Source organism: Sorangium sp. So ce128, from assembly GCF_051525245.1.
Lineage (GTDB): Bacteria > Myxococcota_A > Polyangia > Polyangiales > Polyangiaceae > Sorangium > Sorangium cellulosum_B.
Map to the genome: position 1 here is coordinate 133,378 of NZ_CP150313.1, position 24,485 is coordinate 157,862.

20 protein-coding genes are annotated in these 24,485 nt (G+C 70.8%); 7 read left to right on the forward strand and 13 right to left on the reverse strand.

The features are described from left to right. Positions 1-127: 127 nt before the first annotated feature. Positions 128-1,093 (reverse strand): AraC family transcriptional regulator, encoded by a 966-nt coding sequence (locus WME82_RS00500; RefSeq protein ID WP_438041215.1) that lies wholly within the window; start codon positions 1,091-1,093, stop codon positions 128-130. A gap of 437 nt (positions 1,094-1,530) precedes the next feature. Here WME82_RS00500 and WME82_RS00505 point away from each other — a divergent pair, with 437 nt between their 5' ends. After that, a complete protein-coding gene (locus tag WME82_RS00505) occupies positions 1,531-2,451 on the forward strand; it encodes a transposase (RefSeq protein WP_438041216.1) in 921 nt (306 codons plus the stop codon). Positions 2,452-2,894: 443 nt separating this feature from the next. Here WME82_RS00505 and WME82_RS00510 read toward each other — a convergent pair whose 3' ends face one another. The 3 genes from WME82_RS00510 to WME82_RS00520 form a co-directional block, all read right to left on the reverse strand. Next, on the reverse strand, positions 2,895-4,016 hold the full coding sequence (locus WME82_RS00510) for a DUF4185 domain-containing protein (RefSeq protein WP_438041217.1): 1,122 nt from the start codon (positions 4,014-4,016) through the stop codon (positions 2,895-2,897). Positions 4,017-4,218: 202 nt separating this feature from the next. After that, complete coding sequence (locus tag WME82_RS00515; protein WP_437297157.1) at positions 4,219-4,557, reverse strand: four-helix bundle copper-binding protein; 339 nt, start codon at positions 4,555-4,557, stop codon at positions 4,219-4,221. Positions 4,558-4,938: 381 nt separating this feature from the next. Then, complete coding sequence (locus WME82_RS00520; protein ID WP_437715035.1) at positions 4,939-5,595, reverse strand: ferritin-like domain-containing protein; 657 nt, start codon at positions 5,593-5,595, stop codon at positions 4,939-4,941. 79 nt (positions 5,596-5,674) lie between these two features. On the opposite strand from WME82_RS00520, the gene WME82_RS00525 reads away from it, so the two are divergent. From WME82_RS00525 to WME82_RS00535, 3 genes are all read left to right on the forward strand, one after another. Further along, entirely contained in the window at positions 5,675-6,658 is a 984-nt protein-coding gene (locus WME82_RS00525) for a hypothetical protein (RefSeq protein ID WP_438041218.1), read from the forward strand. A gap of 82 nt (positions 6,659-6,740) precedes the next feature. Next, complete coding sequence (locus WME82_RS00530; protein ID WP_438041219.1) at positions 6,741-7,559, forward strand: MOSC domain-containing protein; 819 nt, start codon at positions 6,741-6,743, stop codon at positions 7,557-7,559. Positions 7,560-7,685: 126 nt separating this feature from the next. Continuing rightward, entirely contained in the window at positions 7,686-8,162 is a 477-nt protein-coding gene (locus WME82_RS00535) for a DUF2059 domain-containing protein (RefSeq protein WP_437743609.1), read from the forward strand. Between the two features lie 32 nt (positions 8,163-8,194). On the opposite strand, the gene WME82_RS00540 is transcribed toward WME82_RS00535, so the two are convergent. The 6 genes from WME82_RS00540 to WME82_RS00565 form a co-directional block, all read right to left on the reverse strand. Further along, positions 8,195-9,055 (reverse strand): alpha/beta fold hydrolase, encoded by an 861-nt coding sequence (locus tag WME82_RS00540; protein ID WP_438041220.1) that lies wholly within the window; start codon positions 9,053-9,055, stop codon positions 8,195-8,197. Between the two features lie 126 nt (positions 9,056-9,181). Next, complete coding sequence (locus tag WME82_RS00545) at positions 9,182-9,994, reverse strand: dienelactone hydrolase family protein (protein ID WP_438041221.1); 813 nt, start codon at positions 9,992-9,994, stop codon at positions 9,182-9,184. 265 nt (positions 9,995-10,259) lie between these two features. Continuing rightward, positions 10,260-11,111: a dienelactone hydrolase family protein gene (locus WME82_RS00550; protein WP_438041222.1), complete on the reverse strand. Its 852-nt coding sequence runs from the start codon at positions 11,109-11,111 to the stop codon at positions 10,260-10,262. Then, positions 11,108-12,091, reverse strand: a complete 984-nt coding sequence (locus WME82_RS00555; RefSeq protein WP_437748140.1) for a TauD/TfdA dioxygenase family protein — start codon at positions 12,089-12,091, stop codon at positions 11,108-11,110. The genes WME82_RS00550 and WME82_RS00555 overlap by 4 nt, the downstream gene beginning before the upstream one ends. A gap of 184 nt (positions 12,092-12,275) precedes the next feature. Then, positions 12,276-12,644, reverse strand: a complete 369-nt coding sequence (locus WME82_RS00560; RefSeq protein WP_438041223.1) for a DUF5615 family PIN-like protein — start codon at positions 12,642-12,644, stop codon at positions 12,276-12,278. Next, on the reverse strand, positions 12,641-12,877 hold the full coding sequence (locus WME82_RS00565; RefSeq protein ID WP_438041224.1) for a DUF433 domain-containing protein: 237 nt from the start codon (positions 12,875-12,877) through the stop codon (positions 12,641-12,643). The genes WME82_RS00560 and WME82_RS00565 overlap by 4 nt, the downstream gene beginning before the upstream one ends. Before the next feature lie 166 nt (positions 12,878-13,043). Between WME82_RS00565 and WME82_RS00570 the strand changes: the two genes are divergently transcribed. From WME82_RS00570 to WME82_RS00580, 3 genes are all read left to right on the forward strand, one after another. After that, a complete protein-coding gene (locus WME82_RS00570) occupies positions 13,044-13,622 on the forward strand; it encodes a Uma2 family endonuclease (protein ID WP_438041225.1) in 579 nt (192 codons plus the stop codon). Between the two features lie 1,027 nt (positions 13,623-14,649). Next, on the forward strand, positions 14,650-16,347 hold the full coding sequence (locus WME82_RS00575) for an amidase (protein WP_438041226.1): 1,698 nt from the start codon (positions 14,650-14,652) through the stop codon (positions 16,345-16,347). Further along, the gene (locus WME82_RS00580) at positions 16,344-17,039 is read left to right on the forward strand and encodes an acetoacetate decarboxylase family protein (protein ID WP_438041227.1); all 696 of its coding nucleotides are present in this window, start codon (positions 16,344-16,346) and stop codon (positions 17,037-17,039) included. Before WME82_RS00575 ends, WME82_RS00580 begins: the two co-directional genes overlap by 4 nt. 64 nt (positions 17,040-17,103) lie before the next feature. On the opposite strand, the gene WME82_RS00585 is transcribed toward WME82_RS00580, so the two are convergent. The 3 genes from WME82_RS00585 to WME82_RS00595 all read right to left on the reverse strand — a co-directional run bounded on the left by WME82_RS00585 (position 17,104) and on the right by WME82_RS00595 (position 23,707). Then, positions 17,104-17,517, reverse strand: a complete 414-nt coding sequence (locus WME82_RS00585; protein ID WP_438041228.1) for a PilZ domain-containing protein — start codon at positions 17,515-17,517, stop codon at positions 17,104-17,106. 233 nt (positions 17,518-17,750) lie between these two features. Beyond that, positions 17,751-21,857, reverse strand: a complete 4,107-nt coding sequence (locus WME82_RS00590; RefSeq protein WP_438041229.1) for a DUF3344 domain-containing protein — start codon at positions 21,855-21,857, stop codon at positions 17,751-17,753. Further along, the gene (locus WME82_RS00595; protein WP_438041230.1) at positions 21,854-23,707 is read right to left on the reverse strand and encodes an OmpA family protein; all 1,854 of its coding nucleotides are present in this window, start codon (positions 23,705-23,707) and stop codon (positions 21,854-21,856) included. Before WME82_RS00595 ends, WME82_RS00590 begins: the two co-directional genes overlap by 4 nt. Between the last annotated feature and the right edge of the window lie 778 nt (positions 23,708-24,485).

Here is a 24,485-nt window from a genome sequence, read left to right on the forward strand (position 1 = left end):
GGGCAACGGCTGGCTCTGACGGGCGGCGCGAGGGGCGAGGCGACCGGGGCCCGGCCGCCCGCCAGCGTTGCGGCGAGGCGGTGCAGGAGAGCCCGGGCAGGATGACCGGGCTTTCTGGGGGCCGGAGCTAGAGCGGGCGCACCGGCAAGCAGAGCTCGCAGCGGAAGTTGTTGGTCTTGGGATCGTGGAACTCGCCCTGGTAGAGCTCGAAGCAGGGCCGATGGTCGGGCTGATAGCCGCTCTCAGGGAGCCACTTCCCGAAGAGCTGGTCCCAGGCGGCGCCGATCGCGCGCGCGTCGCCGACCCACGCGCCCGCGGCGTACTTGCCGCCGGCGATGTCGGTCACGTTCACGTCGCCGTCCGCCTTGAAGTCCTGCGGGATCACGATGGCGGCGTCGAGGCGGCACTTGGCAGGCTCGGTGACCTTGGGGTTGTCATGCGCGATGTTGAGGCAGATGCGGTCCGGGGTCCACAGATCGCGGGCGCTCGCCCAGCGGACGAGCCGTTGCCAGGCCTCGCCGACGCTCCCTTCCGGGCCATAGGGGCCGACGGTTCGGACATAGGCAACGTGGTAGCTCGGCAGGGTCTTCACGGTCACGTTCATGATCTCCTCCTCGTCCTGGCGGGCGTCCGTGCCCGACGAGGAGGCATCTTGGTCGGGCGCGCAGGCCGCTGCTTTGCACGGATTGCGCACGACTTGACCCGGATTGCGATCCGCTTGCCGCGCGTTGCGCGCGTCCGTGGCGCCACCGTTGCGCCACGCGGACGCGCTCATGCCGAAGCGCTCCTTGAAGGCGCGCGCGAAGGCGCTCGCCGAGCTGAAGCCGTTCTCGAGGGCGATCTCGAGGATGTCCGCGCGCGGCCGCTGCACGAGGTGGCTCGCCGCGGTCTCGAGGCGCGTTCGCTGGATGAACTCGCGAAGGTTCTCGCCCGTCATGGACTTGAACACGCGGTGGAAGTGAAACGGCGAGAACGCCGCCACAGCCGCCAGCGTGTCGAGGGAGAGGTCCTCCGCGCGATGGGCCTGGATGTAGTCGACCACGCGGTTGACCCGCCGCTGGTACTCGGCGCGGCTCCTGTCTGACGTTGCCACAGGCGGAGGGTAGCTGATGGCTGGTTGCAGAAAAAAGTGCCTCGGCGGCGACCGCACCCAGGTTGCCGACCGCCGACCGCACCCAGGTTGAGGTCGCCGCCGACCGCACCCGGGTTGAGGGGGGCACGACCGCACCCAGGTTGAGGGGGGCACGACCGCACCCAGGTTGAGGTGATCGGGTTGCGACCGACGACGGTCGAGGCCAGGCGACCGCACCCAGGTTGCGCGCACCCACCCAGAGCGCGCGCCTCGGTTTGTGTGAGCCGGAGGTTCCGCTATCCAGCCGATGGCGCCAAGGCTAGCAGCCGTCGCTGCGACGGCCGTCGAGGTGGCGGACCACGTGGCGGCCGCCACCCGTCGCACCCGTCGCGTCGGCATAAGTCATTGAAATGATTGCTCACGATCCCTGGTACGGCATTTGTTCATATGCCCCGGCCATGAGCCAGCCTCGTGAGATCGCTCCCGGCGCCACCTACCTCATCACCCGTCGCGTCCTGCGCCGGCATCTCCTTCTCCGCCCGGATGCTGCCCTCACCCAGTTCCTGGTCTACGCTCTCGCCGTTTCGACCCGTCGATTTGGCATCGAAGTCCACGCTCTTTGCGCGATGTCAACGCATCTGCACCTCGTCGTGACCGATGTGCAAGGCGTTTTGCCGCGCTTCTTGCAGTTTTTTCACCGCATCGTTGCGCTTGGAACGAAGGTCCTCCGCACGTGGGAAGGACCGGTGTGGGACCACGAACCCACGAGCGTGGTGCGGCTGCTGACGCGCGCGGCTGTGGTGGAGAAGATCGCCTACGTCCTCGCGAACCCCGTAGCCGCTGGCCTCGTCCGCCACGCGCACGAGTGGCCTGGGGCCAAGTCGGATGTGAGCAAGCTCGGCGGTGGCGTGCTCCGTGCAGCGCGTCCATCGGTGTATCTTGATCCAGAGAATCGGCAGTGGCCGGAGGAAGTAACGCTTTCGCTCGCGCTACCACCCGCCATCGAGCACGACAACCCAGAAGGCTTTCGCCGTGAAGTCGCGGCCGAGCTTGAGCGGCAGGAAGCGCAAGCCCATGAAGAGTTGCAGCGGCAAGGGCCCCGAATATTAGGCATCAAAGGCGCCAGTACGGTCTCCCCTTACAGCCGCGCGACGAGCTTCGAGGCGCTGCGCGATCGCAATCCGACGTTTGCCGTCGGCCGTAACCAGGGCGATGCATGGCGAATCGCTGGTGCCGCTGTGCGAGCGTTTCGTGCGTCATACCGTGCGGCGCTCGAACGATGGCGTGCCGGGGTACGAAGCGCCGTCTTTCCGGCGGGCACGTGGTGGATGCGCATCTATCACGGCGCCAGCGTGGCGGACGTCGCGCTCACGATGTAGGCACCTCGGCGGTGCGTCACAGCGCCACAGCGGGGCCGGCTAAGGCGCCGTCGTGGGGAAGGTCCGTCTGGGGAAGGTGAAGCGAGCGGCAGCGTTCACGTGGCGCTGGGGATGCATTGCCGCGCTGGGCTCGCGCGAAGCCGCGTTAAGGTTGTGGCCGGCCGGGTCTGAGCGAATGGCACCTTGGGTGCCGGTGAAGTGGACCTCCCCAACCGATGGAGCGATCCGGCTGGGGCCATTCGGGTTGGGTTCGTGGCGGATGGTCGACCGAGCCAGGTCGTCTCAACCCGGTTCGACCGTTTTCAACTGGCCCTCTTCACCTGGTCGGCCGATCTCCGGCAGGCCGCAGGCCTCAACCCGGATCAGGCCGTAGGCCTCAACCTGGGTCGGGTCGGCGGGGGCGGCCTTCGGCAGGCCGCGGGCCTCAACCTGGGTCGGGTCGTCTACTCGAGCTCCAGCTCGACGAGTCGGATCTCTCCCTCCAGGAACCCCGTCTCCCGGAAGTACGTCACGTACTCCACCCGCCCTCCTTCCCGCGCGAGCTCCGCGTGCACGAGCCCGGCATAGGGCCACGCCTCCGGGGTAGGCGGGACCTCGGCGGTGAAAACTACCGCGCTGTCCGACCATGGCCCCTCCGGCGCCCGCGCCGTCCGGAGCGAGATCTCCGACGATACCGGCTCGCTGTACAGCGCGATGTACCTGCCGACGTGCTCGTTCCAATGCACCGACATCATCGGTGCCCCCGCCATGACCGGCTCCGCCTCCTCATGGCCCTCCACCCAGCGCCCGTCCGAGAAGAACCGCCACGCGTCGCGCTCCGTTGCCTCCGCGAGCGCGGCTCGCGCGACGAGGCACGGGCACGTGAGACCCGAGCACGCGCAGGCGTAGGCGTAGAGCATCCCCTCGCGGACGAGCGCCGCCGACGTGAGTGATGGCTCATCCGCACCGAAGAGGAGCGTCGGATCCGCAGCGCCCGGGCGTACCTCCGGGCGTGCGAGGGGCGCATCGAAGCTCTCCCAGACCGCGATCGACGAACCCATCATGTCGAAGTCGAACGCCCCGAGCCGCCCCGTCACCTTGCTGTAGAAGACGAGCGCACGGTCGGTCGCCTCGTCGACGACGATGGGGCCCGGCCACAGCGCATAGCGCGCTCCGCAGTCCTCCTCGCACGTCTCCTCCGCCCGAGGGTCGGAGTGCGCGAGGTTGAACGCGAGCTCCTCCTCGGTGAACGGCAGGAACTCCCGCGGCGCGCCGGCCGCGTCGAGCGGCTCGGTGAGCGACGAGAGCCCATCCGACGCATCCAGATCGTCGGTCGCGCAGAAGGTGCTCGACCTCCACAGCGCTCCGTCTTCCCCCGGCATCTCCAGGGTCGTGTCGCCGAACACCCACGCCGATCGGTCGCCCCACCGCGCGCTGTAGCCGCCGTCCCGCCCTCGAATCGCCGGGGCAAACTCCAGCGCGCCCAGGTCGCGCACCGCGCGCACCGCAGCCTCGGGCGCGTCCCCGCCACACCCGGCGCACAGGAGAGCGAACCCGGCGGCTCCCATGGTCCTTCGATAACGCATGCGCGCGAGGGTACCATGGGGAGCCAGAAAGCCGCCGCTGTCGGCGTCGCTCCGCCGCCGGACCACACTCGACCGCGGCGCCGACGGGCCGCCGCGCGCGCGAGGGCTCTGGCGGGGAGGATGGCGGCGATCCGCAAAAGGCGAGGAAAGCTACTCCGCTGCTCGGCTCACGGTCCGGAGGAACACCATCTCTCCGCCGCTATCAGATCTGCCGGCAGGCGGCAGCGCAGCGGCGGCACTCGTCAGCGCACGTCTTCATCTGCGTATCGCCAGTGAGCTTATCGCAGCTCGCCGCGCACTGTTCGCAGAGGCTCGCGCACACGCTCATCATCTGGGTGATCTGCGGCGAGCTGCGCAGGAGGAGCTTCGACGTCGCCTCGCAGATGTCGGCGCAGTCCTGGAGCAGCCGCATGTGCGGGGCGCTCACGTGAGAGCCTCCCATCTCGAGGCAATACTGAGCCGCGTGCGTGCAGATCGAACCACAATCCTGGGTGAAACGGGCCACCTCCCGGAACGATCTGTCCCCCGGAAACTTGATCATGAGAACCCCCTTGACCCAACTGGCCGACTCTCGCCACGAGTAAGCCTCGCGACAAGGCGGCAACTTCGGTATCTGGAGGGTGCATGGATTCGATGGCTTTCGCATGTCGGGCCATCCCGCATATAGGCCTCGGAACAGCGACCGACGCCGAGACCGCCGTGCCCTGAACGCGCCCCGCGAACAGCCGGGACGCCGCGAGACATGCGCGAACGCCCCGCTCGAACGGCTGTTCCCGCCCTGGTCGCTCTCTCTGCGCGACAGCGCGACACCACGACATGCTAGCTCGCGATCGACACCCGGACGTCGACGGTCAGATCGGCGAACCGCACCGGAGCGGCTGGATCGAGCAGGGTGGCGGTCCGTCAGGACCGTGCCTGAACACTAGCACCCAGGCGCGCGGCAGATACCCATCTTCAGGCGGGCGATCTCCTGGAGCTCCTCGGCGATCTCGAGCGTGCGCATCGCGGCGGCGCGCGCGAGCGCCTGGGCCTCCTCGGTGACCGCGAGGCGCGTGAGGAGCCGGCGGCCCATCTCGTGGTGATGGCCCTCGTCCGGCTGGATGACCTCGCGGTAAAGGCGCGCGGTCTCGGCGTCGCCTTGCGACTCGCAGTAATCGATGAAGGCCTGGTTGTGCACCTTCGCGAGCGCCTCCCGCGTGAACTGGCCCGCTGCGACGCGCTCGACCGTCGAGCCGAGCCCCTTCAAGTACCCGAACATCGGCGTGGGCGGCCCGAACTTCGCCGGGATTGCGGCGGGGTCGACGCCGAGCGCGCGGAGCCGCTCGGCGATGAGCCGGTAGTGCCTCGCCTCATCGCCGCACTGGCGGGCGAGGGCGAGCTTCACCTCCACGTCGGTCTCGGTGGTGAGCCAGAGCGCAGCCTCCTCGGTCGCCTCGAGCTCCTTCTTGAGCGCGGTCGCGAGCAGCGCCGGGATGCCGACGCCGCTCGCCGGCTCCGCCGCGCGGGCCACTGCGCCGATGTGGGCGAGGCGCTCACCGACCTTGCGGTCGAGCTCGTCGAGAAATTCCTCTGGCTTCATGCGGGACATGATGGGCGCGCCCTGTGCGGCGGGTCAATAGGCCGCGCTTCCGGCGGCCAGGTGGGTGTACGCTCCTCGAATGGCCTGGTGCTTCCTGCCGTCGTGGATCGATCTCGAGTCGGTCTCGATCTCGTTCGACCTCCCCGCTCGCACCGTCCTGAGGCGCACCGGAATCGCCGCGCTCGCCACGTCGAGCGCGACGGCGCTCCGCCTGACGCTCGCGCCGGCGCTCCTGCGGATCACCTTCGAGCCGTACCTCGTCATCAACCTGCCGCCGCCGCTCGGCGACATGGGGCTCCAGCAGGTCGAGTACGACTTCCGTTCAGGCGCGATGACGCCCAACGTCTTCTATACGGGAGGGCTCGTCCAGGTCGGAAAGGGATCGGCGGAGGACGAGGCGCGCGCCTTCATGCGCGGACTGGTCACGTCGACGCCCATGGCCATGCCCCCGTACGACCCCACCCGCGATCCCGATCTCGTCGTGACGGTGCGTCAGGTGCTCTCGAACCTCGAGTCCGGCAGCAGCACGGCCGTGCGGGGCGCCCGCTTGTCCGCGCGGCTGACGCTGCACCAGGAGCTCGCGGGCGGGGTGGGCTCGGACGGGTTCCGCATCCCGGCCGGCGCGATGATCGCGGCCAGCGTCGATATCGAGGGCACGCGGCAGGAGATCGAGACCGCGCCGCGCGTGCAGCGCATCGAGGTCGACTGCTCCTCGGCGGTGCTCCACAAGGGGGGAGTCGACCAGGCCGACGTCCGTCGCTTCGTCGTGAAGCGCGGCGGCGAGATCGCCGTCGAGCGGGTCGAGCCGCTCGGCGCGGCACGCCAGGCAGCGGGCGCCGAGTCGCTCGTGCGCCTGTTCGGCGCCCTGGTCGCGGGCGGCGGCGTCGCGCTCGACCCGCAGCGCCTCGGGCCGAGCGCCGTGGAAGGGCTCGTCAAGGAAGAGATCGCGCGCGCCCTGCGCCCCGCGCTCGTCGAATGGGTGCAGCAGAACGCCGACGTCGTCGTGGGGATGGACCTGCGGCAGGTGCTCGGGATACCGGTGGAGGGAGGCGCCGTGGCATGACGACGGAGAGCGCGGGCGCTCGGAACGTGCGCGCCGCGCTTCTCCGGGCGTCGAGCGCCCGAGGGGTGTTATAAGCTCCGGAATGCGACTCTCCGCGATCCACATCTATCCCGTCAAAGGTTGCCGGGGCCTCGCGGTCGACGCGGCCGCCGTCGACGCGCTCGGCCTCGCCGGCGACCGGCGGTTCATGATCGTCGACTCCGAGGGAAAGCCCCTCACGCAGCGCCCGCTGCCGCGCATGGCGCTCATCGAGACGCAGCTCTCCGAGAGCGCGCTCACGCTCGGCTTCGCCGGCCGGCCGCCGATCTCCGTGCCGCGCAGGGCCGAGGGCGCGCGCCTGCTCACGGTCGAGGTCTGGAGCAGCAGCGGCCTCCTGGCCGAGGATTGCGGTGACGAAGCCGCCGCGTGGCTCAGCGGCGTCCTGGATCACCCGGCGCGTCTCGTCCGCATCGGCGAGGCGTTCCGGCGGCCCGTCCTCAAGGCCTCGGTGGCAGGCCCGGAAGACGTCGTGTCGTTCGCCGACGAGTTCCCGCTGCTCGTGATCTCCGAGGCCTCCCTCGCCGATCTGAACGCTCACCTCGAGGGCCGGAGCGCCGCGCCGTTGCCGATGGATCGCTTCCGGCCCAACCTCGTCGTGAGCGGCTGCGCTGCCTTCGACGAGGACCGGTGGGGCCGCGTCCGCATCGGAGACCTCGTGCTCCGCGCCGGCGGCCCGTGCGCCCGCTGCGTCGTCACCACGACCGACCAGCTCACCGCAGAGCGCGGCCCGGAGCCGCTCCGCACGCTGGCCACGTACCGGCGCGACGCGCAGAAGCCCAGCGACGTGAACTTCGGACAGAACTACATCCAGGAGACGAAAGCCGGCACGTTGCGCGTGGGGGACGAGGTGACGGTCGTGTGACCGAGCGCCCGAACGGCTCCTGCGTGGCGGCTCTTCAGGTGTCGCGGCGGCTCCGGGGAGGGCATGCGGCGGGCCTGCCTGCGCGGCGCGGCGCGGATCGCGGCGCGGTCGTGATACAAAGGGCCCATGAGAAAGCACGCGCTTCGTTCATGGATCGTCTCGCTCGCCGTTGTGACCCTGCTCTCCTTCGTGTCGCTCGGCAGCGCGTACGCCGGAGAGGCGGAGAAGAAGCTCGCCCTGGAGCTCACGCACCTCGTGATGCCGAAGGACGTCTACAATGCGCTCCTCGATCAGCTGATGACCAACATGGGAGCCTCGATGCAGCAAGCGGGCGCGAAGATCTCGGCCAGGGACGCCAGCAAGCTGAAGGCGGTGGTCGCCGAGGTGCTGCCGTACGACGAGCTCGTCCAGTGGAACGTCGAGATCTACGCGGGGAAGTTCACCGCCGATGAGCTGAAGGAGCTCATCAAGTTCTACGGCACCCCGGTCGGAAAGAAGGCCGCGAAGCTCCTCCCGGAGATCAGCGGCGAGGTGGGGAAGAAGGTCGGGACGGTCATCGTCCAGCGGATGCCCGCGGCGATGAAGAAGGCCGGTATCCAGTAGAGGGCGCGGCGCTCGGCGGTGCGCTTTGCGCGCTACCGCCTCTGGGCCAGGAAGCCGGCGACGGCGTCGAGCAGCGCCCGCGGCTCGTCAGAGCGCACCCAGTGGCTGCTGCGCTCGAAGATACGTAGATCCGCGCCCGGGATGAGCCGCGCGATCTCCTCCGAGAGATCGGGTGGGCAGATCCAGTCGTGTCGGCCGGCGATGACGAGCGTGGGCACCGCGATTTCGGGGAGGCGCGGCGTGAAATCGAATCTCCGCATGAACCCCTCCAGGCCGACGTTCCACGCGTCGACGTTGTAGATGGTGCGCGCGCGGGCCTCGGCCGCCTTCTGTGGATCGAAGGTGGTCGAGTAGAGCGGCCCCATGATCTGGAGGAGGTCGGCGAACTGCTCGTCGCTCTCGAGCTCGCCGGCCCAGAGGCGTTCGCACGCCGCTCTCTGCTGCTCCGTGCCGCGCTCCGCGACGATCCGCTTCGCCCGGTCGATGAGACGATGGCTGGCCGCCGTGGCCACCAGGATCAGATGAGAGATGTTCCGCTGGTATTCGAGCGCATAGGCCATGGCCACCATGCCGCCATAGGAGGTGCCCATCACCACGATACGATCGAGGCCGAGGTGCAGGCGTAGCGCCTCCATGTCCTCGACGTTGTTCTCGAGGGTATACGTTTCCTTTGGCCCGCGCGCGGAGCGGCCCTGTCCGCGATGATCGAAGTAGACGAGCTGCGCCTGGTCGGCGAGCGGCGTCATCCCTCCCTTGTGCGAGGAGTGATCTGCGCCAGGTCCGCCATGTACCACGAACATCACCGGCTTTTCGCGCATCCGCGGGCCGTCGGGGGCGAGGCCCATGCCCTCGATGTCGAAGTAGAGCTCGGTGTCTCGGATCCTGGCGCGCACCGCGTCAGGGTATCCGATCGCGGGGCGCGGTGGCGCGGGCGTGGGGTGCGTAAGGAGTAGCAGTGGAGGCGCAGCTTGTTGCCGGGGCAGCAGGGATCGCCGGGGCGCTGTCGCGGCCGGTCGCCGTCAGGCGACGCCGTGTCGTGCCAGCCAGTCGAGCTGGCGGTGCCAGGCGTCGGCGGCGGCTTCCGGCCGGTAGCTCGGCCGATAGTCGGCGTAAAAGGCGTGCGGGACGTCAGGGTAGACCCGGATCTCGGACTGCGCGGCGCCGGGCGCGCGGCCGGTCTCGGAGGCGGTGCGGAGCGCCTCCTGCAGCGCGGTGACCGTCGGGAGGGGGATGCCCTGGTCCTGTCCGGCATAGAGGCCCAGCACGGGCGCCTGCAGCGCGCTCGCCACGTCGATCGGGTGCTTGGGCTGGGCCTCGGTCCGATCGCCGGTCAGGCGTCCGTACCAGGCCACGGCCGCCTTCAGCGCCGGGTTGTGCGCGGCATACAGCCACGTGATGCGCCCGCCCCAGCAGAAGCCGACCGCGGCCGCCTTGCGGACGTCGGCCTTTCCGGAGGCTTCGGCGAAGGCCACGCTCGCATCGAGGTCCGAGAGCACCTGACGGTCGGGCACGCGGCCCGCCAGAGCCCGGAACTCGTCGACGGTGCGGAGGTGGCTGGGGTCGCCTTGCCGAACGAACAGATCCGGGGCGAGGGCGTAGTAGCCGCGGTGCGCGAAGCGACGGACCACGTCGCGGATGTGCTCGTGGACGCCGAAGATTTCCTGGATCACCAGCACCAGAGGGAAGGGGCCACCGGAGGCGGGGTGGGCGCGGTAGCCGGGGAGGTCACCGGCGGGCGCGGGAAGGGTGATCGCGCCGGCGATGAGTCCGGCGTCGTCGGTATGGATGGGCTTCGGAGCGTTGCTCTCGGCGATGGGCGTGGAGGCGGTCATGGCGGGCGCCCAGCAGCCTCCGTGCCATGGACCGACCCGACCCAGGTTGAGGTTCGAGGAGGTTCGAGTTTCCGACCCGACCCAGGTTGAGTTTCCGACCCGACCCAGGTTGAGGTTCGAGCCTCTGACCCAGGTTGAGGTTCCGACCCGACCCAGGTTGAGGTTCGAGCCTCTGACCCAGGTTGAGGTTCCGGAGGTTCCGACCCGAGGCTCTGACCCAGGTTGAGGTGCCGGGGTGCCGGAGGTACCAGCGACGGAGCCGCAGCTACCCTGCAGCGCGCACACCCTCGCCGGCGACGGCCTGCGGCCGCCATTGCGCGACGTTGCCGGTGCGCTCGGCGAAGAATTCCCGCGTGCGCCGCCACGAGAGCTGCGCCGCGTCGGCGTGGTACGCCGGCCGCGTCTCGTTGAAGAACCCGTGGCGCGTCCCAGGGTACACGAACGAGATCAGCTCCCGCCCCGCAGCCCTGAACGCCTCCCCCACCGCTGGCGCCCTCGGGGTGATCGCCGGATCCTCCTCCGCATAATGCACCTGCAGCGGAAACCGCACGTTCTTCACCTGCTCCAGAGCCGGCGCCTGCCCATAGAACACCGCGCCCGCCGCGAGCGCCACGCCTGCGACCGCGAGCTGCCCCACGAGCCCTCCGCCCAGCGAGAACCCGACGGCGGCGACGCCCCCAGACCGCACGTCCGACCGGCCGACGAGGTGCGCCGCCGCCGCCCTCGCGTCGGGCAGGTACGTCGACGTGTCGCGGTTACCGAACCAGGCGAACACCTTCTTCAGCCGCTCCTGTTCGTCCGCCGGCAACCGCGCGACCACCTCGTCGCGGTCGGCCGCGCGCAGCAGGCTCACCCCCCGGGCCACCTCCGCCTCGGTGAAGGTCCGGTGCGTCGTGTCGTGCGAATACAGGTTCGGCGCGAACGCGAGGTACCCTTCCTGCGCGAAGCGCCTTGCCAGCTCGATCGTATGGACGGTGAGCCCCAGCCCCTCGTGGAGGATCAGCACCGCCGGCGCCGGCGAGCGCCCGCCCGACGCCGGGCGGACCTGCACCGCCTCCACCGGCCCGTGGGGCCCCTCGAACGACGTCCTCTCGACGCCTGCGCTCGCGGCGCTCATGCCTGCACCTCGGCCTCGGGCGCCTTGTCCTTGCGGGCGGGCTTCAGCTTGCTCGGCGGCCGCTTGCCGAACGGCTCCCCGGCCACGATCTCGGAGCGGACCCCGTCGACCCCCACCGGGATGTCTCCGGTCAGCGTCACCCGGTAGAGGACGCGCTCGACGTCGAGGTGCCCGAGGTCCTGTGGCCCCAGGTGCGCCGTGGCCCGGTTGTCCCAGAACGCAATGCTGCCCGGCTCCCACCGGAACCGCACCGTGTACGCCGGGCGGCTGATCTGCTCGAAGAGCAGGTCGAGGATCGCGCTGCTCTCGCGCGCCGACAGCCCGACGATGTGGCTGGTGAAGCCGGGGCTGACGAACAGCGCCCGCTCGCCGGTCTCGGGGTGGACGCGCACCACGGGGTGGATCGAGATCAGCGGGTTCTCGCGCACCTTGCGCAGGTACGGGCTGTCCTGGTCCTGCGGCGCGAACCGCAGCCCGAAGCGGTGCTCCGCCCGCAGGCCGTCGACGAGCACGCGCAGCGGCGCGGACAGCCCTTCGTAGGCTGCCACGAGGTTCGTCCAGGTCGTGTCGCCGCCGTAGGGCGGCAGGATATGCGCCCGCAAGATAGATGCCGCCGGCGGGTTCACGGCCGCGGTGACGTCGGTATGCCAGCGGTTCTCGTAGCTGAAGCGCCTGCCATAGCGGCGATCGTAGCGGCGGCTGTCGATGGCGAGGATCTCCGGGTGCTCGTCGAACGGCTCGTCCTCGTGCGGATGGGCGTAGGTCACCTCGCCGAAGCGCGCGGCGAAGGCGATCTGCTCGGCGTGGCCGAGCGGCTGGTTCCGGAAGAAGACGACCTTCCACTTCAGCAGCGCCGCGCGGATGGCCGCCACGGCCTCGTCGGGCAGCGGCTTCGAGATGTCGGCGCCGTGGATCTCGGCGCCGATGTGCCCTGCGAGCGGCTTCACCTGGATGGCTTGATCGGATGCTCTCTGGCTCATGGGTCTCCTCCGCGTGGTCCCCCCGCCACGTCCTTCGTGACGGTCGGTATGCGGGCGCCGTGCCAGGGTGCGAGCGGCGGCGTGCGCGTGGGGACACACGAGGCAGGTCGCGCGTGCGGAGGTTCGTTTGGCGGGGGACCGACGTGGCCGGGGCAGCGCGCGATGGTGAGCGTTGTCTGTCTATCTATGCGCCTTGCTTCGGCGTGAGGGTCCGGATACGGACGCGACGATCGGCGGATAGCACCGTGAAGGCCCCCTCGAGCTCTGCACCGCACTCGCGAAAGAGCGCTGACACCATCTCCGCCCGCTCTGCGTAGGGAACGCCCGCGAGCCGCAAGAGGACCACTCCACGGTGAGCGCGACCTTCGCGCACGACGAGCTCGCCGAAGTCCTTGTCGCCCGTCAGCACGATGGCATCGTGCTCCGCGGCCAGTCGGAGGACCTCGCTGTCCGAGATCGTCGGTGCGATCTCGGCGACGTGCAGGACGGCGACGCCATCCGCGCGGAGGCGCTCCAGCATGGGGGCGGCGATGTTCTCATCGGCCAGGATCAAGAAGCTGCTCGGAGGGTGCGGACCCGTTCAAGGCGCACGGCATCGACAGCAAAGGCGACGGCCGCCGAGAGGTCTTCCCGGGTGAGCTGGGGATGGGCCGCCAGCAGATCATCGAAGGTCATGCCGCCGGCCAGCTCCTCGAGGACATGCTCCACAGTGATGCGGGTTCCGCGGATGACGGGCTTGCCCAGCATCACCTCGGGGTCGCTCGTGATTCGATCCATCTCGTGCATGCCGTCCTTTCGCGACCCAGCGTAGCACCGGTGGACGAGCCGAGGGGGAGACGCCGAAGACCAAGCGGCGCTGGTGCCGCGCTTGCGGTGCGTTGCCCTCGGGAGGCCGCGCCCGAGCGCACGCTACCCACGGCGAACGCCGCGCGCTGTGCCATACTGCTTGGCCATGGTGGCCCCGGCCCATCGCATCCACTACACGTACGCCGAGTACCTGGCCCTCGAGGCGTCCAGCAACGTCAAGCACGAGTACCTTGACGGCCAGATCTACGCGATGGCGGGAGGTACGCCCGAGCACGCCGCGCTCGCTGCGGCGGTCATCGGCCTCCTCTTCCCCGAGCTTCGCAGAGGTCGATGCCGTGCTTACGACGCCGATCTTCGCGTGCGTGTGCCGTCGACGGGCCTCGCCACCTACCCCGACGTGACGGTCGTGTGCGGGCCGCTCGAGCGCGACACCCAGGACGAGCAGGCGGTGACGAACCCCACGCTCATCGTCGAGGTGCTGAGCCGCAGCACCGAGGAGTATGACCGAGGCGACAAGTTCGAGCATTACAAGCGCCTCCCCTCCTTGCGCCAGTACGTCCTCGTGTCGCACCGGGAGCGGTGCATGGAAATTTGGACGCGCGACGCCGATGGCGGCTTCACGTCTGCCATCGCGCGTGAGGGCGACGTTGCGCTCCTGGCGTCGATCGGCGCGCGGCTCGATGTCCGTGAGCTTTACGAGGCAGCGGCCCAGCCGGGGGCCTGAGCAGAAAGCAGGAGGCTGCTCAACGCGCCACGAGCACCGCGACGATTGTCCGTGTCGCCGCGCTCCGGCGTCCGCTTCGCCGTTCTCACCGTGTGCTGCGGCTCAGCCCCGCGCGGAGGCGATTCAGGTGGATCTCATGATGCTGGAGCGCCGTGTGGCCGATTGACCGTAGAAACTCCACGTAGACACGCATTGCGCCCGCGGCGCGAGGGATGTTCCCCAGCGCCTCAAACACGATTCCGATGTTCCAGCTCGACGCAGCTTCCCCCTCCCCCTCCCGATCACCGATCTCAGGCGATCGCCATCTGTTGATTGTAATGTTCGATGGCCTGCAAGGGATCCCCGAGGCTGACATGGGCATTCCCCAGGACGCCGAGCGCCTCCGCCTCGCCCAAGCGATCACCGAGCTCTCGGAACACCCGCAGACAGGTTGTCTGCCTCCCTGAGGACGAAAAGGAAATGTTCGGCGAGGCGCGCTTCTACGACCTTCGTCCCAGTACGGGGCGGCGACGAGATAATCGACGCTGATGAGGAGCACGATGATCTTGGCCGCTTCGATCCGGCCGACGGTCTGCCGGGCCCTGTCCTCGCCGGCTTCGACGTGCCCCTGATGCCAGGAGCGAATTACACCCTGACGCCGCAAGACGGCAAGATGCCTCTCCGGCGTGTCCCGATGGTGCGCGTCGGTGAGCGCGTAGGAGATGAAAACGTCGACTGGCGTGCGCTGCGCGGCCACGGCCGTAAGCGTACCAGGACCGGCGCGAACGGAGCTGCCCACGGCAGCAAGCGCCGTCTGGTCGAGCGCCGCGAGACCGGTCCTTTGCCCCCCGAGCCGTCAGGCTTCAAGTCCAGCTGACCCCTCGGCGGCAGGCGCCCACGGCGTCCAGCTCGCCGATCGGTACACATGGCTCCACGAGGCGCGCCGCACCATCCCATCGCCGATCCCCCGCCAACCACCGCGCGATCTCGATCCGCCCCGCGCTCACCGCCCGCCGCGCCGCCCGCCCCGTCGAGTAAGCTGCGCCGCATGAAGGTCCCCCGACTCACCGGACGCGCGCTCACCGCGGCGCGCCTCGCCGCCGAGGCGCCCGGATCCTCCGCCGCGCTCCGGGAAGTGATGAAGCGCAGCCTGGGCATCGATCGCCTCGCCTCGCTTCCGGACGCCTTCCGCGACGACGTCCCCGCCGAGGCGCGCCCCCTCCAGGCCGCGCCGCCGCGGCGCTGGGAGGACGCCGGGCTCGGCGCGCCCCCCGTCCGCGACTGGCCCAGGCCCTCGGTGGCCTACGCGGCGGCCTACCGCAGGGGCGCCACCACCCCGCTCCGCGTCGCCGAGCGCGCCCTCTCGGCGCTCGAGGCGCTCGCCGCAGAGCGCCCGTGCATGAACATCGCCGTCGCCACCTCGCGCGAGGCGACGCTCAGGGACGCCGACGCGTCGACCGCGCGCCACGCCGCGGGGCGGCCGCGCGGCCTGCTCGACGGCGTGCCCCTGCTCGTCAAGGACGAGTTCGACGTCGAGGGCCTCCCGACCACGCTCGGCTCGCCCTGCGGCCCGCAGCCGCCCGCGCCGCGCGACGCCGCCGTGGTCGCCCGGCTCCGGCAGGCGGGCGCCGTGTTCCTCTGCAAGACCGTGCTCACCGAGTGGGGCATGTCGCCGATCGGCAACAGCGTCCACCAGCGCATGCCCCACAACCCGCACCACAAGGAGCGCGCCGCGGGCGGCTCCTCCACCGGCTCCGCCGTCGGCGTGGCGCTCGGGCTCGCGCCGCTCGCGGCCAGCGGCGACGGCGGCGGATCCATCCGGGCGCCCGCCGCGCTGAACGGCGTCTTCGGCATCAAGCCGACCTTCGGCCGCGTCAGCCGCGCCGGCGACGGCTTCAAGGGCTCGGTCGCCCACGCCGGCCCGATCGCCAGCAGCACGGCCGATCTCGCGCGCTTCCTCGACGCCGTCGCCAGCGAGCCCGACCCCGACGACGACCTCACCGCATGGGCGCCCCCGCCGCCCCCCGGAGGCTTCGGCGCGCGCCTCGGCGCCGGCGTGCGCGGCCTGCGTATCGGCGTCGACGAGGCGGAGTGGCGCGACGCCTCCACCCCGGTCGCGAGCGTGTGCTGGGGGGCGCTGCGCGCGCTCGAGCGCGAGGGCGCGACCCTCGTGGATGTGGAGATCCCCCTCGCCAGGCACGCGGCCTCCATCGGCTACCTCGTCATCGGCCCCGAGTCGCTCGCGGCGTTCCAGCGCGCCTGGAGGGAGCAGCGCGGCCTCATCAGCGAGGACCTGCGCGTCACCTTCAGCCTCCTCTCGGGCGTCACCGCGCTCGAGCAGATCGACGCCGCGCGGCTGCGCGCGGGCATGCGGCGCGAGGTGGCGCGCGCCCTCGCCGGCGTCGACGTCCTCGCGCTCCCGACGACGGCGATCACCGCGCCCCGCTACGCGCAGGCCGAGGAAGGCCGCGCGTTCCTGGATCCCATCGCCCTCGACGGCATGTGCCGCTTCGCCTTCCTCGGCAACCTCACCGGCCTCCCCGCCGGCACGGCGCCCGTCGGCGTCGACGCCGAGCGCCTGCCCATCGGCCTGCAGATCCTCGGCGACGCGTGGGACGAAGCGGCCGTCCTCGCCGTCCTCGCCCACCTCGAGCGATCGGAGCTCGCGAGCGCGCGGCGCCCCCCGGGGGCGATCGATCTGCTCGAGCTACTTGATCCCATCGAGTCCAAGGAGAGGTCGCGATGAGCCAGAGCGCCGGAGGTCATCCTCCCGACGTGAAGCCGGCGCCAGCGCCGTGGACGCTGGCTGGCGATGCAACCCTCGTGATGCTCGAGCTCCCGGAGCGGCTGCTCCAGGAGCAGAGCTTCATCCCGGAGGCGCTCCGCCCCCGCTTCGAGGGGCGCTACAGCCTGCTGATGGCGCTCGACTACACGTCGTCGAACGTGGGGCCTTATCGCGAGCTCCTGTTCATCCCCGGGCGCTTCCGCACGCGCCGCGGCCTCTGCTGGTCCATCAGCAAGATCTACGTCAGCTCGTGGGACAGCGTGGTGAACGGGCAGCTCAACTGGGGTATCCCCAAGGAGCACGCCGATTTCGAGATCGCGCGCGAGGCGGACGGGAGCGAGCGCTTCCGGGCATCGCAGGGCGGCGACGTCTTCGCCGATCTGCGCTTCGCGGCCGCGGGCCCGAGCCTGCCCGCCTCGAGCGCGCTCGTGCCCGCGCGCCTCCGCCGGCTGGTGCACCACCGCGACGGGCACGACTATTTCTGCGCGCCGACCGCGCGCGGGCGCGCCCGCCACGCGCGCCTGCTCGAGGCGCGCGTCGATCCCGCGCGCATGCCGCGCGTCGACGAGGGTCGTGTGGTGTTCGCCGTCCGGCTCTCCGGCTTTCAGGCCGAGTTCCCGGTCGCCGACGTCGAGCCCCATCGCTCGCTCTGATCTCTCACCGCGGGCAGCTGCCCCGCAGCGGCGTCAGGGCCGCTCGGTCGCGCGAGCGCGCAGATCAGCTGAGCGCGATCATCGCGGCCGTCGCCGCGTAGTCGACGCGCTGCGCGCGGTAGGGGTACGTCGGCGGGAAATGCTCGAGCGCCGCGCGGAGGCGCCGGCTCGACGCCCTGTCGAGCGGGTCGAAGCGCAGGCCCACGGCGCGCCCCGGGTCGCCCAGGCGCCGGCCGTGGAGCGTGCGCGCGATGGTCGCCGTCGCGTCGATCCAGACCTTCGTGTCCGGGATCCGGAACGAGACGATCACCGGCTCACCCGTGAGCGGGCGGGCGCTCGTCAGCACGAGCATGCCGTCGATCGACAGGTCGATCGCCCGGGTCCCGAGCAGCCGGAAGCCCCGCTCGCGCACGGCCTGGCACTCCACGATCGCAGCGCGGCGCGTGGCGCGGCGCTCGCTGGCGAGCAGCATCTCCATGGTCGTTCTCCTTGGCGCGGTACGCTACGGAGGACGGCTACAGGTGGACAAGAAACTTACAGCGTAGCGTCCCGCGCTTCGGCGGGTCGATGACGAACGCTGGTCGTTGAGGAGCGGGTGGGGGGATGTCGGCGCCCCTGAGGGCGCTCGCGACGAGGCGCCCGCGGCCGCTGGGGGGCGCCGCCCCGCCAGGAAGGCGGGGCGGCGTGCGGCCGTGGGCTTCTATCCGCCGGTCAGCGGCCCGCGCGGCGCCGGCGCAGGGCGAGGCCGGCGAGGGCGGCGAGCATGGGCAGGAGCGCGGCAGCGCCACGGGTGCTGCCCGCGGGCGTGGGCCGCGCGGCGCAGAAACCGTTGCCCTCGGCGAAGATGCCGGTCGGGTCGTTCTCGCTCTCGGGCGCGCAGGTGCCCGCCGTGCTGTCGGTCGAGCTGCACACCTCGCCGGACGGGCAGGTGTTGCCCTCGGCGCCGCGGCAGCCCTCCACGCAGGCGTGCTCCTCGCAGATCATCCCGCTCGTCGCGCCGCCGCAATCGCTGTCCTGCCGGCACGCCGGAGGCGTCTGATCGTCGTCGCCGTTGTTGGGATCGGTCTCGCCCTCGTCGATGGCGCCGTTGTGGTTCGCGTCCTCCACGCCGTCGGTCACGCCGCCGTCGTCCGTGTCCGGATCGAGCGGGTTCGTCGTCGTCGTGGGATCGGCGTCCGCGATGCAGGTGCCCGCGTCCGCGTCGGTCGCCGCGTTGTCGCAGGGCAGGCCGAGCTCGGTGCCGTCGAACAGCCCGTCGCCGTCGCTGTCGGGGTCGAGCGCGTTGATGAGGTCATCGCCGTCGTGGTCGTCGCTGAAGTTCGGCTCGTCGCCGTCGATCACGCCGTCGTCGTCGCTGTCGGCGTCGTTCGGGTCGGTGCCGATCTCGTCCTCGAGCGAATCGACCAGCCCGTCGCCGTCGCTGTCCGCCGGCGTCCCGTCGTCCTCGCCGAGGTTGGGATCGGTCTCGCCCGCGTCGACGACGCCGTTCAGGTTGATGTCCTCGTGACCGTCGGGCACGCCGCCGTCGTCGGTGTCGGCGTCGAGCGGGTCGGTCTTGGTCGCGCCGGCGTCCCCGTCGGGGCGGCAGTGGCCCGCCTCCGCGTCGGTGCCCTCGCGGTCGCAGGGCAGGCCGAGCTCGGTGCCGTCGAACAGCCCGTCGTTGTCGCTGTCGACGTCGCGCACGTTGATGAGGCCGTCGCCGTCGGTGTCCTCGCCGGGCTTCGGCTCCTGGCCGTCGGGCACGCCGTCGTCGTCGGTGTCGGCGTCGTCCGGATCGCTCCCGATCGCCTCCTCCTCCGCGTCGGGCAGCCCGTCGCCGTCGCGGTCCTCGTCCACCGCGTCGTCGTCGCCGTTGTTGGGATCGGTCTCGCCCTCGTCGATGGCGCCGTCGTGATCCGCGTCCTCCGCGCCGTCGGAGATGCCGCCGTCGTCCGTGTCCGAGTCGAGCGGGTGCGTCGTCGTCGCGGGGTCGGCGTCCGCGACGCAGTTGCCCGCGGCGGCGTCGGTGGCGGCGTTGTCGCAGGGCAGGCCGAGCTCGGTGCCGTCGAACAAGCCGTCGCCGTCGCTGTCGGGGTCGAGCGCGTTGATGAGGTCGTCGCCGTCGTGGTCGTCGCTGAAGTTCGGCTCGTCGCCGTCGATCACGCCGTCGTCGTCGCTGTCGGCGTCGTTCGGGTCGGTGCCGATCTCCGTCTCGATCACGTCGATCAGCCCGTCGCCGTCGCTGTCCGCCGGCGTCGCGTCGTCGGCGCCGTTGTTCGGATCGGTCTCGCCCGCGTCGATCTCGCCGTCGAGATCGAGGTCCTCCTGGCCGTCGGGCACGCCGCCGTCGTCGGTGTCGGGATCGACCGGCGAGGTCTTGGTCGCCCCCTCGTCCGCGTCGGCGCGGCAGTGGCCCGCGTCGGCGTCGGTGTCCTCGTTGTCGCAGGGCAGGCCGAGCTCGGTGCCGTCGAAGAGCCCGTCGTTGTCGCTGTCGACGTCGCGCACGTTGATCAGCCCGTCGCCGTCGGTGTCGTCGGCGGGGTTCGGCTCCTGGCCGTCGAGCGCGCCGTCGTCGTCGGTGTCGGCGTCGTTCGGATCGCTCCCGATCGTCTCCTCCAGATCGTCGCTCAGCCCGTCGCCGTCGGTGTCCGTCGGCGGCACGTCGTCGGCGCGGACGTTCGGATCGGTCTCACCCGCGTCGACGACGCCGTCGAGATCGAAGTCCTCGTGGCCGTCGGGCACGCCGCCGTCGTCCGTGTCGGCGTCGAGCGGGTCGGTCTTGGTGGCGCCGGCGTCCCCGTCGGCGCGGCAATGGCCCGCATCGGCGTCGGTGGCCGCGTTGTCGCAGGGCAGGCCGAGCTCGGTGCCGTCGTAGAGGCCGTCGTTGTCGCTGTCGGGGTCGAGCGCGTTGATGAGGCCGTCCTCGTCGGAGTCCTCGTCGAAGTCCGGCTCATCGCCGTCGATCACGCCGTCGTCGTCGCTGTCCGCGTCGTTCGGGTCGGTGCCGGCCTCGAGCTCGTCGGGATCGTCGATCCCGTCGTTGTCCGAGTCGCAGCCGTTGTTGAACACGCCGTCGCAGTCGTTGTCGATCGAATCGCCGCAGACCTCGGCGCCCGTCGGCTCGCAGACGCAGGCGTGCGTGTCGGGGTCGCACGTCGGCGACAGCGGCCCGCAGTGCGCGTCGGTGAGGCACTCGACGCACTCGTTGGGCTCCGCCGCCGTGTCGCAGTGAGGCGTCGGCGCGGCGCACTGCGCGTTGGTCTCGCACGCGTCGATGACGACCTCGGTCGGCGGCACGCCGTCGGTCGGGCCGTTGCCGTCGGTCGGCGTGTCCTCTTCGGGCGAGCCCTGCTGCCCGGCGGCGTTGACGACCGCCTGGTTGGCGATGACGCCCGAGGCGCCGGCGTCGACCGTCACCCGGAAGGTCACCCGCGTCGACTGCCCGGCGGGGATCGACCCCCCCGCCGTCCCGTTCGCGCCCGTGCCGAGCCGCACGCGGACCGTGCGCGTCCCGGCGTCGTACTCGCCCTGGTCGTCGCCGGCCGCGTCCGTCTTCGCGCCCATGTTGGCGCCCGTCACGATCGAGAGCGAGTCGGGCACATAGCTGACGCCCGCGGGCAGCGGATCGGTGAGCACGGTGTTGATCGACGCGTCGTTGCCGCTGTTGACGACCTCGATCGTGTACTGGAGCTGGTCGCCCGGGAGCAGCAGCCCGCCGTTCACGTCGACGGCCGACTTCGAGGAGGACGTGAAGTCCGGCTTGAAGGTCGAGATCGACGTGATGAACCCGGCGAGGAAGTACAGGTCCAGGCTGCTCGACGCCACGATGGGCGCCGAGGTCTGCCTCGGGTTCACCAGCGAGGTGATGTCGAAGACGTCGATATCCATGCCGGCCATGGACCCCTGGGTCCCGGCGAGCTGCGGGAGGTCACCGACATTCGACACCGGCGCGCTGAAGTAGGAGCGCGTGCCGTTGAAGAAATTGTCGACCGGGTTCAGGGTGTCGCCGAGCGCGGTCCCGTTGAACGAGAACTGGTCTCCCTCGTGGGCCAGGTCCCCCTCGAACGCGACCATCCCGATCTTCGCGTCGTAGCCCGCGTTGGGCACCAGGAACCCGTCCAGGGTGGTGTTCTGGGGCGACCCGTCGGCGACCGTGTCGAGGCCGTCGAAGAGCGCGAGGTTGCGCGGCGGCTCGGAGGCGAGCTCGTAGAACACGACCAGCCACCACCCGGCGAAGTGGTTGTTGAAGTTGCTGTTCGTGAAGCTATCGCTGTTGACGCCGCTCACCCGGTACGCGCCGGAGCCTCGCTCCTGCACGATGGCGGTGATGTCCGCGACCGACTGGTAGTAGACACGGCCCGAGCTGATCGTCTCGACGCTGTCGATGGCGGTCACCGCCTCGGAGAAGCTGCCCGTGCCGGGCCGCTCCAGGGTGACGGCTTCGTCCGGGTCCCCGGTGGTCCCGAGGTGCGCGCCCCAGTAGAGGTACGCGTGGGTGACCGTCGCGCCGGCTGGCACCTGGAGCACCGCGGTGGTGCTTGCCTGCGCTGCGGTGATGCTGGTGCTCGCCTCCGCGTCGCCCTCCGCGGGCGAGTCGGCGCGCCAGTACGTGTCGGGCGCGCTGTCACCGATGTTGGTGCCGCAGGCGCCGATGTCGCCCACCACGGGCGAGTCGATGTCGTCCCTGCCGCACTCGTGGCCCAGCGTGTTCCCGATGAGGAGGAAGTCGCCCCGCTGGTCGACCTGCTCGCGCAGACGGGGCTCGGCGTACGCCGCGCCGCCCTGCCCGCCAACGCAGGCGAGCCCGACAAGACTACCTATGACCCAACGTCTCTTCACGGCGCCTCCTGCTGCTGCTTCGGCTTCTTCTCGAGGATCTTGAACTGCACGCGGCGGTTCTTCTGGCGTCCCTCGTCGGTGTCGTTCTCCGCGATCGGGACGTCGGGCCCGTAGCCCTTCGACGCCAGCCGCTCGGCCTCGATGCCGCGCTGGACCAGCGCCTTCATGACCGACTCGGCCCTCGCCTGGCTGAGCTTGATATTGTACGCGCGTCCGCCGCGCGGGTCTGTGTGCCCTTGCACCTCGATCTTGGTGATCTCCGGGTGCTCCTTCAGCACACCCGCCACCTCATCGAGGAGCGGATCGCTCACCTTCTTGATGGTCGCCTTGCCGGTGTCGAACTGCACCTGCTGGAGGATGACGATCTCCGTCTCCGTCATGCGCACGGCGACGGGGCAGCCGTTCTTCGCCGGATCCTGATCGGGCTTGCCCTTCTCGTCGGGGCAGGCGTCCTTGTCGTCTCGCACCGTGTCGCCGTCGCGGTCGCCGGGGCAGCCGTTCGTCGCCGGATCCGAGGTGCGGATACCGGGGATGTCGGGGCAGGCGTCCTCCGCGTCGATCACGCCGTCGCCGTCCCTGTCGGGCGGCGGCGGGCAGCCGTGCTTCTTCGGATCCTCGTTCGCCGGGCCGGCCTCGTCCGGGCACGCGTCGACGTCGTCCGTGATGCCGTCCTTGTCGCGGTCCCCGGGCGGCGGGCAGCCGTGCTTCTTCGGATCGTCGTTCGCGATGCCGGGCGTGTCCGGGCACGCGTCGACGCGATCGAGGAAGCCGTCCTCGTCGCGATCGGACGGCGGGCAGCCGTTCTTCTTCGGATCCGGGTCGCCGACGCCGGGCACGTCCGGGCACGCGTCCTTCTCGTTGACGATGCCGTCCTTGTCGCGGTCCGGATCCGCGCGCCGGACCTCGGGCGAGTACGCGAGCATCGCGACGGCGCGGAAATCCGGGGTGCCGATGCCCGAGGTGAAGCCGGGGCCGGCGGCGACGCCGAGCTCGAAGTCGCGGAGCGTCGGCGCGAAGCGGTAGCGCAGGCCGAGCAGCGCCTCGACGTTCGTGTTGCGGGCCTCCGGGTCCTCCAGCACCGTCGATACGGTCGCCTCGGGGCCGATCTGGAGCTGCTCCTCCGAGCCCAGCAGCAGGCCGACGCCCGCGCCGCCGTTGAACATCAGGCCTTGCCGCACCTGCGCGAACGTCTGCGCGGGGCGCAGATCGACGCCGGCCGCGGCCGACCAGACGAAGCCCGGGATCCGGCCGCCGGCGAGGATCTGCGGCAGGCCGCGGACCGACTCTTCGCCCACGAACGAGCCGTCGCGGTCGCCGGTCGGCACCCACACGAAGCCGCCGACGGCGAGCTGGAACGGGTCGAAGTAATCGCCGAGGAGGCGCAGGCGCAGCCCGACCCGGAGATCGCCGAGCTGCACGTCGCTCGGCGACCTGAACGAGAGGCCCTCGGCCGCGGGGCTGTCGCCCTGCTGCAGCACGGCGAGCGGCAGGTCGACGTTGACGTGCAGCCGATCCCAGAGCGTGAGCGAGGAGTTCAGGTGCAGGAACAGCTGGTGGCCGACGATCGCGCCGAGGTTCTCGTCGCTGCCCTCCCGCGTGAGCACGAGCGGGTTGTGCGCGTAGTCGCCGAGCAGCATCACGTGCAGCGTCGCGCTGCCGTCCTGGTTCGGCGAGGCTGCATACGGCGACGGCACACCGAACATCCGGTCGCCGGCGGGCGCGGGGCTGAAGCGGTTGAGGGCGAGGCCGCGCGCCGGTCCCGCTTCCTGAGCGGACGCTGGCGCGGCCCACGCCGCCGCGGCTAGGGCGGCGGCGCCGCAGATCCATCGAGGGGGCAAGGGGGCTCTCATGCGCAGGATCACCTTGGGTGCTTTGGGCGAGCGGCCGTCGACTGCTCCGGCGCGCAGGCAAGTTGGGGGAAACGCGGCGTACTCGACGAGGAGGATCGGCGAGCAGCCTCGAAATCCCGGGCCGTCTTATAGGCTTCGCAGGACGCTACCGGTGGACTTTTCGCTGTGCGGCCGTCCGAATTCGGATCGGCCTCGACAGGGCGGCTCTCCTGCGAGCCGGCCTTCGCAGCGCGGCCTATGCAAGGCGTGTGCGCGCCTCGCCGTCGCGTGGGGCGGGTGGTTTGTCGGGGATCTCGCGGCCCCAGCCGGCTCTGCGGCGGGCCGATTGAGGCCTACAGACATCAGCACTGCGGCCTCGGTGCGGCGGTATCGACCAGGATCGAGCGGGGGCGCGCCGGCGCGCCGGCGCGCTCGGCCGGCGGGCTCTGCGGTGCTCGCGGCCCCGGCGCTGCGTCGCCGGAGGCCTGGGTTCCCCGTGGGATCAAAAGTTCGTTCGGACGGTGCCGCTGAATTGAAAGATGTCAGGGTTCGAGCCGATCTTGCCAACGGCGGTGAACCTGGATCCTGGCGTGGCGGCCAGCATCGGCGAGCGGAGCGCGTCGATCGGTGAGGTCGACTCGGCCTGGCTCGTCGCGTAGGGCGAGCTCCTCGTGATCTCTGCCCGGAGATACGAGCTGCCGCTCGTCACGACGCCACCGAGCGGCGCCGGCGCGTCGAGGTCTCGGCCTGGGTACGGGCGGAGGGCACCGGCCGGTTCCCGCGTCCGCGTGAAAGGACC